12 protein-coding genes are annotated in these 14,227 nt (G+C 65.1%); 7 read left to right on the forward strand and 5 right to left on the reverse strand.

What is annotated here, in order from left to right; genetic code table 11:
* Positions 1-7: 7 nt before the first annotated feature.
* Complete coding sequence (gene fghA / locus ACEOAC_RS11785) at positions 8-856, forward strand: S-formylglutathione hydrolase (protein ID WP_413444678.1); 849 nt, start codon at positions 8-10, stop codon at positions 854-856.
* A gap of 58 nt (positions 857-914) precedes the next feature.
* Here the strand turns inward: fghA and ACEOAC_RS11790 are convergent, their stop codons facing one another.
* Positions 915-1,838, reverse strand: a complete 924-nt coding sequence (locus ACEOAC_RS11790; protein WP_413444679.1) for a Gfo/Idh/MocA family protein — start codon at positions 1,836-1,838, stop codon at positions 915-917.
* Between the two features lie 44 nt (positions 1,839-1,882).
* The gene (locus ACEOAC_RS11795) at positions 1,883-2,869 is read right to left on the reverse strand and encodes an aldo/keto reductase (RefSeq protein WP_413444680.1); all 987 of its coding nucleotides are present in this window, start codon (positions 2,867-2,869) and stop codon (positions 1,883-1,885) included.
* A 150-nt stretch (positions 2,870-3,019) separates the two neighbouring features.
* Between ACEOAC_RS11795 and ACEOAC_RS11800 the strand changes: the two genes are divergently transcribed.
* On the forward strand, positions 3,020-3,937 hold the full coding sequence (locus ACEOAC_RS11800; protein ID WP_102662094.1) for a LysR family transcriptional regulator: 918 nt from the start codon (positions 3,020-3,022) through the stop codon (positions 3,935-3,937).
* A 28-nt stretch (positions 3,938-3,965) separates the two neighbouring features.
* Here ACEOAC_RS11800 and ACEOAC_RS11805 read toward each other — a convergent pair whose 3' ends face one another.
* From ACEOAC_RS11805 to ACEOAC_RS11815, 3 genes are all read right to left on the reverse strand, one after another.
* Positions 3,966-5,540, reverse strand: a complete 1,575-nt coding sequence (locus tag ACEOAC_RS11805; protein ID WP_006463987.1) for a DHA2 family efflux MFS transporter permease subunit — start codon at positions 5,538-5,540, stop codon at positions 3,966-3,968.
* 39 nt (positions 5,541-5,579) lie between these two features.
* Positions 5,580-6,812, reverse strand: a complete 1,233-nt coding sequence (locus ACEOAC_RS11810; protein ID WP_413628861.1) for an HlyD family efflux transporter periplasmic adaptor subunit — start codon at positions 6,810-6,812, stop codon at positions 5,580-5,582.
* A 149-nt stretch (positions 6,813-6,961) separates the two neighbouring features.
* Positions 6,962-8,479, reverse strand: a complete 1,518-nt coding sequence (locus ACEOAC_RS11815) for an efflux transporter outer membrane subunit (protein ID WP_413628862.1) — start codon at positions 8,477-8,479, stop codon at positions 6,962-6,964.
* 263 nt (positions 8,480-8,742) lie between these two features.
* Here ACEOAC_RS11815 and ACEOAC_RS11820 point away from each other — a divergent pair, with 263 nt between their 5' ends.
* From ACEOAC_RS11820 to ACEOAC_RS11840, 5 genes are all read left to right on the forward strand, one after another.
* A complete protein-coding gene (locus tag ACEOAC_RS11820) occupies positions 8,743-9,369 on the forward strand; it encodes a TetR/AcrR family transcriptional regulator (RefSeq protein ID WP_039875728.1) in 627 nt (208 codons plus the stop codon).
* Positions 9,370-9,637: 268 nt separating this feature from the next.
* Entirely contained in the window at positions 9,638-10,228 is a 591-nt protein-coding gene (locus ACEOAC_RS11825; RefSeq protein ID WP_413628863.1) for a methylamine utilization protein, read from the forward strand.
* A gap of 13 nt (positions 10,229-10,241) precedes the next feature.
* Positions 10,242-12,659, forward strand: a complete 2,418-nt coding sequence (locus ACEOAC_RS11830) for a putative bifunctional diguanylate cyclase/phosphodiesterase (protein WP_413445449.1) — start codon at positions 10,242-10,244, stop codon at positions 12,657-12,659.
* A 61-nt stretch (positions 12,660-12,720) separates the two neighbouring features.
* A complete protein-coding gene (locus ACEOAC_RS11835) occupies positions 12,721-13,755 on the forward strand; it encodes a DUF3034 family protein (RefSeq protein WP_413628864.1) in 1,035 nt (344 codons plus the stop codon).
* Between the two features lie 18 nt (positions 13,756-13,773).
* The gene (locus ACEOAC_RS11840; RefSeq protein ID WP_413445718.1) at positions 13,774-14,211 is read left to right on the forward strand and encodes a group I truncated hemoglobin; all 438 of its coding nucleotides are present in this window, start codon (positions 13,774-13,776) and stop codon (positions 14,209-14,211) included.
* Positions 14,212-14,227 lie beyond the last annotated feature (16 nt).

Consider the following 14,227-nt stretch of genomic DNA (forward strand, 5'->3'; position numbering starts at 1 on the left):
GCGCGCGATGCTGGAGAAACTCTCCGAGCACGGCTGTTTCGGCGGCGTGCAGGGCTATTACCGCCATGCCTCGCCGGCCATCGGCCTGGACATGCGGTTCTCGGTCTTCGTGCCACCGCAGGCCCGCACCGGCGGCAAGCTGCCGGTGCTGTTCTACCTTGCCGGACTGACCTGTACCGAAGAAACCTTCATGATCAAGGCTGGTGCGCAACGCGTCGCGGCCGAGCTGGGCATGATCCTGGTGAGCTCGGACACCAGCCCGCGCGGAGCAGGCGTTGCGGGTGAAAGCGACAGCTGGGATTTCGGCGTAGGGGCGGGTTTCTACCTCGACGCCACCCAGGCGCCGTGGGATCGGCATTACCGCATGGAGAGCTATGTGGTCGACGACCTGCGCCAGGCCGTGCTGGAGAATTTCCCGGCCGATCCGCAACGCATGGGCATCTTCGGCCATTCCATGGGCGGGCATGGCGCGCTCACGCTGGCCTTGCGTCATCGCGAGCTCTACCGCTCGGTCTCGGCTTTTGCGCCGATTGCGGCACCGTTGCACTGTCCCTGGGGCCAGAAGGCCTTTGGCAACTACCTCGGCCCGGATCAGGAAACCTGGCAGCAGCATGACGCCAGCGAACTGATGCGCCAGCTCTACGCTCCCTTCCCGCAGGGCATCCTGATCGACCAGGGCCTGGCCGACAAATTCCTGCTGGAGCAACTGCTGCCAGAACGCTTCGAGGCCGCCTGCCGCGAGGCTTCACAACCGTTGACGCTGCGCCGGCATGAGGGTTACGACCACGGGTATTACTTCATCCAGAGCTTTGTGGAAGATCATCTGCGCTTCCATCATCGCATCCTGACGGCCTAGGCCGTCGGTCCGCCACGCTCACCGGACCAGTGCGTTGTCCGGTGAGCGTGAACAGGCCCTACACAAACGCATCCGTCACCACATGCTCCCCCAGCATGAAGGCATCGGCCACATGGCGCAGCGGTGCCACGTCCACATCCGAGGACTTGTTCCGGATCAGTTGGCAGAAATGGGCGTACAGCGAAGGATATTCGCCTTCCACCGGCAGCTCGCACGGCGCCTGGTCGATCCACAATTCATGCCCACCCTTCTTGAGATGCAGATGCGTGCTCGCGGTGTCGATCACGATATCCCAGGTCTGCTCGCCAGTCTGGCGCCAGTCGAAGTCGGCTTGCACATCCGTCCCCAGGGCATCGGTAAAGGCCAGTCGCGCGGCGATCGGGGTCTGGCGGTTGGCCGGTACTTCCAGCGTGGCCTGCTTGAGGAACATGGCCTGCGGCAGGATCTCGGTGACGATGGACAAGGCATTGATGCCCGGATCGAACACGCCCAGGCCGCCCGGTTGCCAGATCCATTCCTGGTCGGGGTGCCAGTGGCGGACGTCTTCGCGCCAGATCACTTCGACCCGGCGCGGTGCGTGCTGCTGCAGGTGGCGCTTGACTACCTGCACCGCCGGTGCATGGCGCGAGTGCCAACTGGCGAAGAGCGTTACGCCCTGTTCGGCCGCCAGCGCCTTGAGCGATTCGACTTCTGACAGCGTGGCGCCGGGCGGCTTTTCCAGGAACACGTGCTTGCCGGCGAGTAGTGCCTGGCGTGCGGCTTCATAGCGATACTGCGGTGGCATGCACAGCGAGATGGCATCGATCTGCGTGCCGGAGTCCAGCATCTCTGCCATGGTCTTGAAGGCGGTCACGCCGTCGATGCTGTGGTTGCGGCTGGCCGTGGCGACCAGCTGGAAATCCGGGTTGCCGGCGATGGCCGGGGCGTGCTGGTCATAGACGATCTTGCCGACGCCGGCGATGGCGAGTTTGATGGGTGTCATGTTGTCCTTATGTTCTTGTAGGGGTGACGGGCAGGGGCCAAAGCTTACCAGCGTTGATGCACGTAGGGCGCGATGTCATCCAGATAAAGCTGCCACAGCGCCTGCATCACGTCGGCCTGGATCGGCGGCAGTCCGCTGGCGGCGCTGTTGGATTGCGCCTGCTGTACGTTGCGCGCGCCGGGGATGACGGTGCTGATACCGCTTTCCATAAGAATCCAGCGCAGCGCGAACTGCGCCATCGATACGCCTTCCGGCACCAGCGCGCGAATCTTCTCGACGGCCGCCAGGGCGACCTCGTACGGCACGCCGGAGAAGGTCTCGCCGACATCGAAGGCTTCGCCATGGCGATTGAAGTGGCGGTGGTCATCGGCGGCAAAGGTGGTCTGCGCCGACATCTTGCCGGTCAGCAGACCCGAAGCCAGCGGCACCCGGGCGATGACGGCGATGTCGCGGCGTTGCGCCTCATCCAGGAACAGCGACAGCGGACGCTGGCGGAAGATGTTGAAGATGATCTGGATCGATTTCACGTTCGGGTATTCGATGGCCTTCAGGCCTTCTTCCACCTTCTCCACCGAAACGCCGTAGTGGGCGATCTTGCCGGCACTGACCAGGTCATCCAGATAGCCGAAGACTTCCTGCTGGTAATAGACCTCCGGCGGCGGGCAGTGCAGCTGCACCAGGTCCAGGCATTCCACCTCCAGGTTGCGCAGCGAGCGTTCGACGAAGGCGCCCAGGTTCTCGCGCGTGTAGCCGCTGGCGACATGGGGCGAGAGGCGGCGGCCGGCCTTGGTGGCGACGAAGGGGCGCGGGCCACCACGTTCCTTGAGGACCTGGGCGATCAGTTGCTCGGAACGGCCATCGCCATAGACGTCGGCGGTATCGATGAACGTGACGCCGCTGTCCAGCGCCGCATGCAGGGCGGCTTTGGCGTCCTGGCTGGAGACGTCGCCCCAGGAGCCGCCGATGGCCCAGGCGCCGAATCCGATCTCCGATACTTCCGCACCGGTGCGGCCAAACGTTCTTGATTTCATGTTGCTCATCCTTTGCATGGGTTGTCCGGCCCGGGCGGGTCCGCGGGGGCGCGTGCGGGCGGTGAAACCGTATTTATACCCTGCGTCACGGCAGCGGGAGGATGGTTTAACATGCACATCATTAATTCATGAAGTGAATGGAGTTCATTCATGTCCTTGCTGGATCATGTGGATTTTTCGGATTTGCGGGTATTTGTCACGATCTTGCGGACCGGCAGCTTCAAGGCCGCTGCCATCCAGCTCGGCCTGACCCCCTCGGCCACCAGCCATGCCATGAAGCGGCTGGAGGAGCGGCTGTCCACCCGGCTGCTGTACCGCTCCAGCCGGGCGGTCTCGCCGACGGCGGCCGGCAGCGAGCTGGCGCTGCGCCTGGAGGAGGGTTTCGAGAAGATCGGTGCTGCGCTGGGTGTGCTGGAAAGCGCAGCGGCGGGCAGCCTGGGGGAGTTGCGCATCAATGTCTTTGCCGATGCCGCGCATCTGCTGATCGAGCCGGCCATCCCCGAGTTCGTCCGGCAATGCCCCAAGGTCAAGCTCACCGTGGTGGTGGATGACCGGCCCATCGACATCGTCAGCGAAGGCTATGACGCCGGCATCCGCTACGGACACTACGTGCCGGAAGGCATGGTGACCGCGCCCTTGACGCGCGCCCACCGCTGGGTGGCGGCCGCCTCGCCGGACTATCTGCAGCGCTGCGGCCGTCCGCAGACGCTGGAGGACCTGGCGCAGCACAACTGCCTGCAACTGCTGCTGGGGGACAATTCCAGCTACAAGTGGGAGTTCGGCCGTGGCAAGCACCAGCAGCGCATCCGCGTGCCGGGCCTGGTGACGATCAACAACACGGCGGCCACCATCGCCGCCGCCCGGGCCGGGGTCGGTATTGCCTATCTGCTGGAGGCCAGGATCAGGAAGGACATCGAAGAGGGGGCGCTGGAAGTGCTGCTGCCTGAATGGGCTGCACCCAGCGAGCCCTTCCACATGTACTACAGCAGCCGGCGCCATGCCCATCCGGCCTTGCGCAAGCTGATCGACATCATCCGCCTGCAGCATGGGCTGGCCCGGCTGCGCTAGCCGGGCTGCCCGGGCCAGGTGCCTTCGCCTAGTGCGCGGCCGAAGCTTCGGCCGCGCCGGCACCGCCCTTGGAGGGCTTGATGATCCAGATCAGCGGGATGATCACCAGGAAGATCACTGCCGACACAAAGAAGATGTCGTTGATGCCCAGCATGGCGGCCTGGAAGGTGATGGTCCGCTCCAGCATGGCGGCGCTCTGCTCGGCATTCAGGCCCAGCGTGCTGCTGATGTTGTTGAGCGTTTCCTGCAGCCAGGGGCTATAGGGCGTGGCATGCTCGGTCAGCTGCGCGTGGTGCATGATGGTGCGGTTGTTCCAGGCGGTGGTGGAGATCGAGGTGCCGACCGCACCACAGAACACCCGCACGAAGGATGACAGCCCGGCGGCCGCCGGAATGCGTTCGGGCGGCAGGCCCGACAGCAGCAGCACCGTCAGCGGCACGAAGAACATGGCCGTCGGGATGCCCTGCAGCAGCGTGGGCAGGATCACCGTCATCTGGTCCACCTGCAGGTTGTAGCGCGAGCGCAGCCAGAACACGATGGCAAAGCCGATGAAGGACGCCGTGGCCACCTTGCGCGCATCCACCAGCGGCAGGAAACGGCCGATCAGCGGCATCAGGATCACCGCGAAAATCCCGATCGGCGCAGTCGACAGGCCCGAGTCGATGGAGCGGTAGCCCAGGTATTGCTGCAGCCACTGCGGCAGGATCACCAGGTTGCCGAAGAACACGCCATAGCCGATCGAAATGGCGATGGTGCCACCGGCGAAATTGCGCCGGCCGAACAGGCGCAGATCCACCACCGGGTGGTCATTGTTGAGCTCCCACACCACGAAGTAGGCAAAGGCCACCAGGGCAATGATGCCCAGCGTGACGATGGTGGGCGAGGCGAACCAGTCCAGGTCCTTGCCCTTGTCCAGCATGATCTGGAAGGCGGCCACCCAGGTCACCAGCAGTGCCAGCCCGATCTTGTCGATGGGCAGCTTGTGGATGGGCGTTTCGCGCGAACGGTAGATGGCCAGCGTGATGCCGGCTGCGATCAGGCCCACCGGGATGTTGATGTAGAAGATCCAGGGCCAGGTATAGCTGTCGGTGATCCAGCCGCCCAGCGCCGGCCCGGCCACCGGCGCCACCACGGCGGTCATGCCCCATAGCGCCAGGGCGAACGAGGCCCGCGACTTGGGGTAGGCCCCCAGCAGCAGCGATTGCGACAGCGGCACCATGGGGCCGGCCACCAGGCCTTGCAGCACGCGGGCGGCCAACAGGATGGGCAGCGTGGGCGCCAGTCCGCACAGCCAGGACGCCACCACGAACAGCAGCACCGAGGTGACGAACAGGCGTACCGCGCCCAGGCGCTGGGTGAGCCAGCCGGTCAACGGGATCGAAATGGCATTGGCGGCCGCGAAGGAAGTGATGACCCAGGTGCCTTCATCGACCGACACGCCCAGGTTGCCCGAGATGGTCGGAATGGCGACGTTGGCGATGGACGAGTCCAGCACGTTCATGAACACCGCCAGCGACACCGACAGGGTGCCCAGCACCAGGTTGGCGCCGGTCAGCGGTGGCGGTGGCGTGTAGGGTTTTGGGGGAGTAGGGCTGTTGGCCATGGGGCTCCGTCATTGTCCAGTGATTGCAGCGGCATGGTCTCAGGTATGCGGGACGGCAGCCGGCGTGGCCGCGGCCTTGCTCTTGCGGGCTTGCGGCAAACCACTGGCGTTGTCGCTGATGATGCGCTCGACAATGCTGTCGGCCTGCTTGCCCAGGTCGTCATAGACGTCGGTCTGGTAATTGGTCGGCACCGCTTCCAGCGCGCGGCCGTCGCCATGGATATCGACGGTGGCCGTGGTGGACAGGCCGATGCGCAGCGGATGGGCGCGCACCTGTTCCGGGTCCAGCGCGATGCGCACCGGCACGCGCTGCACCACCTTGATCCAGTTGCCGGTGGCGTTCTGCGCAGGCAGCAGCGAGAAGGCGCCGCCGGTGCCGGCCGAGAAGCCGATCACGGTGCCCTTGTACTTGACGCTGGAGCCATAGACGTCGGCGATCACCTCCACCGGCTGGCCGATGCGGATGTGCTGCAGCTGGCTTTCCTTGAAGTTGGCGTCGATCCAGATCTGTTCGAGCGGCACGATGGCCATCAGCGGGTTGCCGGCGGCGATGCGCTGGCCGACCTGCACCGAACGCTTGGAGACGAAGCCCGAGACCGGCGCCACGATATTGACGCGGGCGTAGTTCAGGTAGGCATTGCGCACGGCGGTGGCGGCTTGCAGCACGTTGGGGTGCTCGGTGACGCTGGTGTGGTCGGTCAGGGCACGGTTGGCGGCGGCGGCGGCGCGTGCCTGATCCAGGGCGGCGCTGGCACTCTTGACGGCATCACGGGCGTGCGAGACGTCTTCCTGCGAGACCGCGCCCGAGGCCAGGCCGGCCTGGCGGCGTTGCAGGTCTTCGCGTGCGCGGGCCAGGTTGGAGTCGGCGGCGGCGACGTTGGCGGCCAGGGTATCGTTGTTCAGGAACAGCTGGCGCGTCTGGCGCACCGCCTGGGCCAGCGCAGCCTGGGCCTGATCCAGGGCCAGCCTGGTGTCGGCGGCGTCCAGCGCCACCAGCGGCTGGCCGGCCTTGACGATCTGGGTGTCGTCGGCCTTCACGGCCACTACGGTGCCGCCCACCTGGGCGGAAATCTGCACCACATTGCCGCCGACATAGGCGTCGTCGGTTTCTTCGAAGAAGCGTGCATGCAGGAACCAGTACAGGAAGCAGGCGACCGCGATCACCAGCAGCAGCAGGGTCAGCAAGATCAGCTGGCGTTTGCGCTTGCCATTGCCGTTTCCATTTCCATTGCCATTGGCTGGCGCATTGTTTTGGGTGGTGCTGTCACTCATGGAGGACTCCGTTCTATCTTTTTGTAGGCGGTCAATCGGCGCGTCGCTGTTGCGGCACGCCGTCCCGGTGGTCGGCGGATCAGTGGAGAGACCGGCCACCAGGCTGGATTCAATGTCGGGATGTCATGCAGATCTGTGGCGGGCCTGCTTCAGCGTTGCTGCTGTGGCTGCTGTTGCGGTTGACCATAGGCCAGCCCGGCCTGCTGGGCGTCGAAACCGCCACCCAGCGCCTTGTACAGCGCCACCTGCTGTTCGCGGCGCTGCGCCTGCAGCGCCACCATGGACTGGCGTTGACCCAGCACGGCGGTCTCGGCCGACAGCAGCGTCAGTTGCGAGACCAGTCCCAGGCGATAACGCTCGCGTGCCAGCTGGTAGGCGCGTTCGGCTGCTTGCAGGGCCTCGTCGCGAATCGGCAGTTGGCGCTCGGTCGAGTGGATCGCCGCGATCTGGCGTGCCACGTCGGCATAGGCATCGTTGAGCGCCTTGTTGTAGGTCGCCACGGCCAGCTCGTAGTTGGCGTATTCGCCCTTGAGTCCGGCCCGTAGCGCGCCGCCCTCGAAGATCGGCAGCGAGATGGCCGGTCCAAAGGCGATGCTCTTGCTGGCGGCCGTGAAGGGGTTGCTGTCGATCAGGCTGTCGAAGCCGATCATGGCCGAGAGGTTGATATCCGGGTAGAAGCGCGCCTTGGCCACGGTGATGCCCTGGCTGGCGGCTTCCACTTGCCAGCGTGCGGCCACGATGTCGGGACGGCGACCCATGAGGTTCAGCGGCAGGTCCGCCGGCAGGCCGGGCGTGGCCAGGTTCTGCAGGGAGGGCGGCGCCAGTTGCAGGCCGCGATCCGGCCCCTTGCCGCTCAAGGCGCCCAGTTGCTGGCGCAGCAGGATGATCTGGCCTTCGCTCTGCTCCAGCTGGGCGCGTGCCTCGGCGCTGCTGCTGCGCGACTGGTTGCGCTCGATCTGGCTATCCAGGCCGGTACGCACGCGATCGGCGGTGATCTTTTCCAGGGAAGTACGCTGATCGACCGTGCGCTGCAGGATATCGTGCAGCGCATACTGCGCCGCCAGCTGGCTGTAGACCGAGACGATGGAGGCGGTCAGGGCCAGGCGTGCTTCCTGTTCGCTGGCCTGGGCGGCTTTCTCGCTGGAGATGGCCTGTTCCAGGGCGGCCTGGTTCTTGTTCCACAGGTCGAGCTCATAGCCGACGTTGAGGCCGGCCTTCTTTTCGTTGTACCAGTTGCCGCCATACGGCGGCGGGTAGATCGAGGTGCTGGAGAACTGGTTGCGCGTGAACGAGGCCTGCGCATCCACGTTTGGCAGCAGCGGCGCGCCGCGCGATTCGGCCAGGGCGGTGGCCGCGCCGATGCGGGCACGCGCCTGCTGCAGGCTGGGGCTGGCGGCCAGGGCTTCTTCGATGAGGGCGGTCAGCTGGGCGTCGCCGAACTGGCGCACCCAGTCGCTTCCCGGCCACTGGCCGTCGGGCGCGCCGGGATTGGGATCCGACAGACTGTGCTGGGTCGCGAAATCGCGGGCCTGGGCGAGCTGCTTGTCACTGCCGATGCCCTCGAAGCTGGCACAACCTGACAAACCGAGCGCGCCCAGCAAGGCGGTCGCCACGACACGAGTGGCGATCGCCCGTGGCCGCAGCCCGGGCGACGTGATGCGTTTCATAGAATTCTCCACGAAGAGGTATTTGGCGATACGAGTTCTTTTGTGAGTTTTGCGACCCGCTGATGCCTGCGCAGCAGGCCACACGCATGGGATGCTGGCGGCGCTGGTTCAATCCGGTACCAAGCGCTCACCTGGATTTACGAGTACCATCCGGGGGCGGGGCGAGTAAAAACTCATTTTCCGTATTATACTTGGATATACGAACAATCACTCATGTTGTGAATTCGCGTCGGGGGCGGGCGAATTCCTTACCAAAGCTGCCAATGAAACTGCAACCCAGAAAAGAACCACGCCAGGCGCGTTCGCGGGCGATGGTCGATACCATCCTTGATGCCATGTCACGCGTGCTCGTCGAGCGCGGCTATGCCAAGACCAACACCAATCTCGTGGCCGAATCGGCCGGTATCAGCGTGGGCTCGCTGTACCAGTATTTCCCCAACAAGGACGCCTTGATCTTTGCCCTGCGCGAGCGCCATGTCTCGCGCATGCTGGGGCTGTTCGAGGATGTGGTGGCGCATATTGATGCCGCCGGCTCCCTGCGCGAAGACTTCGACAAGCTGATCGGCGCCCTGGTGGCGGCCCATCTGCTGGAGCCGGAACTGAACCGCATCCTGGAAGAGGAATTCCCGGCCTACAACCTGCCGGTGTCCAGCGAGATCCGCCAGCGTTTCTTCGAGGCCATCCGCCGCGTGCTGGAAAAGCACCGCAGCAGCATCACCACGCCTGACCTGGATGTGGCGACCTTCGTCCTGCAGCGCATGTTGAAGGCGCTGATCAATGCCGTGGTCCTGACCGGTCCGGGAGGGCTGTCCGCAGGGAGCGTGCGTCCGGAAATTCTGCCGGCAGTGATCGGGTATCTGACTGCTCCAAGAGAAGATTCGCAGGCATAATCGCGAAGCCTGGTGAAGGTTCATGAGGGGACTGATCACCAGCAGGGCGATCATAAGGGGTGTTGGGTTGTCGGATTGCTGTCGGGCAACTCAGAAACTCCCCTATATGCAGCGCTAAGGGCTTCCGTATAGTGCAGGGTGAAGGGAAAGGCTTGTCGGATGCGCCATGGAGGTGGCGCGCCGGGTGGCCCCCGCCGTTACCCATTTTCCATCAAGCGATATGCAGAACAAGAACATGCGCCGCAGGGCAGGGCAGCTCGTCAAGGTCATGGCATGTATCTGGGCCGCCGCTATTGCCTGCGCAGCGCAGGCAGCGGTCTCGGTGCAGGTCCTCGATAGCGCCGGTCAGGTGGTTCCCAATGCCGTGGTCTATGCCGAACCGGCGGGCGGCGCCGCCGCACCCGCCAAGCCGCCGCGACAGGTCGAGATCGAGCAGAAGAACAAGACCTTCATCCCGCTGGTGACGGTGGTGCAGACCGGCACGCCCATCCTGTTCCCTAACCATGACAATATCCGGCACCACGTCTATTCGTTCTCGCCGGCCAAGACTTTCGAACTGAAGCTTTATTCCGGCGTACCCGGCAGCCCGGTGGTCTTCGACAAGGCGGGAACCGTGGTGCTGGGCTGCAATATCCATGACGAGATGGTGGCCTACGTGCAGGTGGTCAATACGCCGTATTTCGGCGTGACCGATCGCAGCGGCACGGTCAGGCTGGATGGCCTGGGCAATGGCCGCTACACGCTCAAGGCCTGGTATTTCACGATGGGCCCGAACCAGGCCGCCGTGCAACAGGCGCTGGAGGTCCAGGGCGACGGCAAGGCCGCCATCAAACTCAACGTCAAGGCGGTGCCGCTGTAGGGCGGCGCCGTGCATGGCAAATAAGGGAAACGGGGCAAGGGTGCGTCTCTACCGTCTGGAAAGCAAGATCGTTGCGCTGTTCATCATCCTCATCGTGGTGGTGCAACTGGCCGGCTTCGTGGCGATCCGTACCGCCATCGACCGCAACGCGCGCAGCGCCATCAGCGACGAACTGGTGATCGGTGAGCGCGTCTTCACGCGCCTGCTGGACCAGAACGCCCAGAAACTGACCCAGGGCGCAAGGCTGCTGGCGTCCGACTTCGGCTTCCGCCAGGCCATTGGCACCGACGACCATGACACCATCGGCTCGGTGCTGGCCAACCACGGGGCGCGCATCGGCGCTTCCATGGGCATGCTGATCGCTACCGACGGCACGATTCGCGCCTCGACCATGGAGTACCCCGACACCGACCTCCAGCGCAGCAGCCTGGAACTCGTGCGCAAGGCCGACAAGGACAACGCCAACGGTGCCGCCGAGAGCGTGGTGGTGGGGGAGAGCCTGTTCCAGATCGTGGCCGTGCCGATCAAGGCGCCGGTCACCATTGCCTGGGTGGTCATGGGATTCCCGGTGGATCGCGATCTGGTCAATGACATGCGCGCCCTCTCGCAGCTGCAGGTGTCCATCCTGGTTCGCCAGCGCGGGCGCCCTGACTGGGTGTCGGATGTATCGACCCTGGCCAAACCCGAGGCGCAGATGCTGCTGCACGAAGTGGGCGACGTGCGCGCCGCCGGCCCGGCCGACCTGCAGATCGACGGCAACCAGTATCGCGCCCGCATCCTGCCGCTGGCGCAGGCCAGCAACGGCCAGCAGGCGGTGGCGGTGTTGCAGCGTTCGGTCAGCGAAGCGGTGGCACCCTACCAGCGGCTGCAAGTGATCCTGCTGAGCATTACGGTATTGGGCGTGCTGGGCGCGGCGGTGGCCAGTGCCGTGATGGCACGGCGCATCACCAGCCCCCTGCGCGACCTGGCCAGCGTGGCCAAGCGCCTGGGCGCGGGTGACTACAGCGAAGGCCTGTACATCCGGCGCCAGGACGAGATCGGCCGCCTGGGTGCAGCCTTCGAAACCATGCGTGGCGAGATCGCCAAACGTGAACTGAAAATCAGCCGGCTGGCCTACCAGGACCAGTTGACCGGCCTGCCCAACCGGGTGCAGTTCGCCGATCTGCTACGGGACGCCATCATCGACGGCGGGGAATCGGTGGGCGGTATCTGCCACATCCTGATGATGGACCTGGACCGGTTCCAGCAGGTCAACGATGTACTGGGTCACCGCTTCGGCGACGACCTGCTGCGCCAGGTAGCGTCGCGCCTGACGGCTCAGCTGCTGTATCCGGGAGCCAAGGTGGCGCGACTGGGCGGCGACGAATTTGCCATCCTGCTGCCGGGTGTGAGCCTGGAAGGTGCGTTGGCGCAGGCGGCACATATCCTGCGGGCGCTGGAGCAACCCTTGTCCCTGCAGGAACAGACGGTGGACCTGGGCGCCGGCATCGGCATCGCCGGCTATCCGGCCCACGGACGCAGCAGTGATGTCCTGCTCAGCCGGGTCGAGGTGGCGATGTACACCGCCAAGCGCAAGGGCAGCGGGGTGGTGGTCTACGACCCCGCCATCGACCGCAGCAGCCAGGAAAGCCTGTCGCTCCTTTCCGAGCTGCGCCGCGCACTGGAGCGCGACGAATTCATGCTCTATCTGCAGCCCAAGCTGGACCTGGCCTCCGGCGAAGTGTTCGGGGCCGAAGCGCTGGTGCGCTGGCTGCATCCGGAAAAGGGCTTCATCGGCCCGGACAATTTCATTCCCTTCGCCGAGACCACCGGTTTCATTCGCATGCTGACCGTCTGGATGATGGAAAAGGTCGCCAGCCTGTCGGCCGAGCTGCGTCGCAATGGCATTGCCCTGAAATTCTCGGTCAACCTCTCGACACGCGACCTGCTGGACCAGGAGTTGCCGGGCGTCTTCGCCGCCATCGTCGAGCGCCACGGACTCACGCCCGCCGCGCTCTGCCTGGAGATCACCGAGAGCGCCATCATGGACGACCCGGCGCGTGCCCAGAACACGCTGGACCGGCTGGCGGCCATGGGTTTCGCCTTGAGCATCGACGATTTCGGCACCGGTTATTCCTCGCTGGCCTACCTGAAGCGCCTGCCGGTGCGGGAGCTGAAGATCGACAAGTCCTTCGTCATGAAGATGGCGCAGGATCAGGACGATGCCAAGATCGTGCGCTCCACCATCGACCTGGGCCACAACCTGGGCCTGCGGGTGGTGGCCGAAGGGGTGGAGAGCGAAGAGGTGTGGTTCCTGCTGCGGCAGATGGGCTGCGATCAGGGACAAGGCTATTTCATGGGCAAGCCCATGCCGGTCGAGCGTTTCCTGGAATGGCTGCAGCAATGGCGCGCGCCGGAGGCGCTGGACCAGTCCGAAAACGTGGCGGTATGAGTGGCGCCGAGGGGGCGCCAGCATCAATGACGGATCAGACAAGTGGGGCAGGGGGAGTGGGATGAAGAACACCATCAAGGGCGGCGCTCTGGCGCTGCTGACAACGCTCTCGGCACCTGGGCTGGCGCAGATGAGCGATGCCGAGCGCGACGCCTGGGCGCTGGCCCAGCAGCAGAAGGCAGCCCGGGCCATGCGCGCCGGCGCGGCCGCCGCAGCGGCGCCCTCTACGCCCGCGACGACCGGCGAGGCCACTGCGTCCACAGCACCCGACGATCGCCGCTGGATGCCCGACCTGGGCAAGCTCACCGCCACCGGTGGCGTGATCCAGGTGGAAGGTGCCGGTGGCGGTGGCCTCACGCCCTGGGCCCTGATCACCGGCTACGGCACCCGTGACAGCTATGGTGCCAATGCGCACTACACCTATCTGTCGACCCAGGATTACACCTTGAAGTCCTACGGCGTGGCCGTGGGCATCCTCGACCGTGTCGAACTCTCGCTGAACAAGCAGGAGCTCTATGGCAGCCTGGCGCCGCTGGCCGACCTCAAGATCAGCCAGGACATCGTCGGCATCAAGCTCAAGCTGGCCGGAGACGCGGTCTACGACCAGGACCGCTGGCTGCCGCAGGTTGCCGCCGGGGTCATGTTCAAGCACAACAATGGCATCGGCGGCCTGGGGGCGGTTACCAACGTCAAGCAACTGGGCGCAGCCAGCGATGCCGGCATCGACTATTACCTCGCCGCCACCAAGCTCCTGCTGCAGGAAAGCCTGCTGCTCAACGGCACGCTGCGCCTGACCAAGGCCAACCAGATGGGCCTGCTCGGCTTCGGCGGCGACCAGCGTGATCGCTACCAGGCCATGGGCGAGTTCTCGGCGGCCTACCTGATCAACCGCAAGCTGGCCCTGGGCGTGGAATACCGCATGAAGCCGCGCAACCTCGCAGCCGACCATGAGAAGGATTACTACGATGCCTTCCTGGCCTGGTTCCCCAGCAAGAACCTGTCGATGACCCTGGCCTACGTGGCGCTGGGCGACATCACCGTCTACAACCCCAAGCGGCAGCGCGGCGTCTATCTGTCGCTGCAGGCCGGATTCTGAGCGCGAGGAGCAGCCATGATGAGACAGCAGATAACGCGCGCCGCCGCCGCCCTGGCTCTGGCCGGCACACTGGGCGCGGCCCAGGCACAGACGCCGCCGGACGACAGCCTCTACCGCGCCCTGGGCGGCTTGCCGGTGCTGCAGAAAGTAGTGGATGACTTCATGGCCAACATGCTGGCCGATCGGCGCATCAAGCATACGTTTGCGGAGTCCAATATCGAGCGCGTCAAGCAAAAGCTGGTGGAACAGTTCTGCCAATTGAGCGGCGGCGGCTGCATCTACACGGGTGACCCCATGCGCGAAGTGCACCAGGGTCTCAAGCTCAGCAACGCCGACTTCAATGCCCTGGTGGAAGACCTGCAACTGGCCATGGACGCCAACGGCATCTCCTCGCACACCCAGAACCGGCTGCTGGCCCTGCTGGCACCGATGCAACGCGAGACCGTCAGCCGCTGATGGTGCGGCGCGGCAC

It is taken from the genome of Herbaspirillum frisingense (assembly GCF_047325095.1).
In the GTDB taxonomy this organism is placed as follows: Bacteria; Pseudomonadota; Gammaproteobacteria; order Burkholderiales; family Burkholderiaceae_D; genus Herbaspirillum; species Herbaspirillum frisingense.

What these genes read in the sequence shown, in the direction of transcription:
- ACEOAC_RS11810 (WP_413628861.1), bottom strand. Translation starts at nt 6,812, where the DNA reads ATGAGTGACAGCACCACCCAAAACAATGCGCCAGCCAATGGCAATGGA.
- ACEOAC_RS11790 (WP_413444679.1), bottom strand. Translation starts at nt 1,838, where the DNA reads ATGACACCCATCAAACTCGCCATCGCCGGCGTCGGCAAGATCGTCTAT.
- ACEOAC_RS11820 (WP_039875728.1), top strand. Translation starts at nt 8,743, where the DNA reads ATGAAACTGCAACCCAGAAAAGAACCACGCCAGGCGCGTTCGCGGGCG.
- ACEOAC_RS11800 (WP_102662094.1), top strand. Translation starts at nt 3,020, where the DNA reads ATGTCCTTGCTGGATCATGTGGATTTTTCGGATTTGCGGGTATTTGTC.
- ACEOAC_RS11830 (WP_413445449.1), top strand. Translation starts at nt 10,242, where the DNA reads ATGGCAAATAAGGGAAACGGGGCAAGGGTGCGTCTCTACCGTCTGGAA.
- ACEOAC_RS11795 (WP_413444680.1), bottom strand. Translation starts at nt 2,869, where the DNA reads ATGAAATCAAGAACGTTTGGCCGCACCGGTGCGGAAGTATCGGAGATC.
- ACEOAC_RS11815 (WP_413628862.1), bottom strand. Translation starts at nt 8,479, where the DNA reads ATGAAACGCATCACGTCGCCCGGGCTGCGGCCACGGGCGATCGCCACT.
- ACEOAC_RS11835 (WP_413628864.1), top strand. Translation starts at nt 12,721, where the DNA reads ATGAAGAACACCATCAAGGGCGGCGCTCTGGCGCTGCTGACAACGCTC.
- ACEOAC_RS11825 (WP_413628863.1), top strand. Translation starts at nt 9,638, where the DNA reads ATGGCATGTATCTGGGCCGCCGCTATTGCCTGCGCAGCGCAGGCAGCG.
- ACEOAC_RS11805 (WP_006463987.1), bottom strand. Translation starts at nt 5,540, where the DNA reads ATGGCCAACAGCCCTACTCCCCCAAAACCCTACACGCCACCGCCACCG.
- ACEOAC_RS11840 (WP_413445718.1), top strand. Translation starts at nt 13,774, where the DNA reads ATGAGACAGCAGATAACGCGCGCCGCCGCCGCCCTGGCTCTGGCCGGC.
- fghA (WP_413444678.1), top strand. Translation starts at nt 8, where the DNA reads ATGCTGGAGAAACTCTCCGAGCACGGCTGTTTCGGCGGCGTGCAGGGC.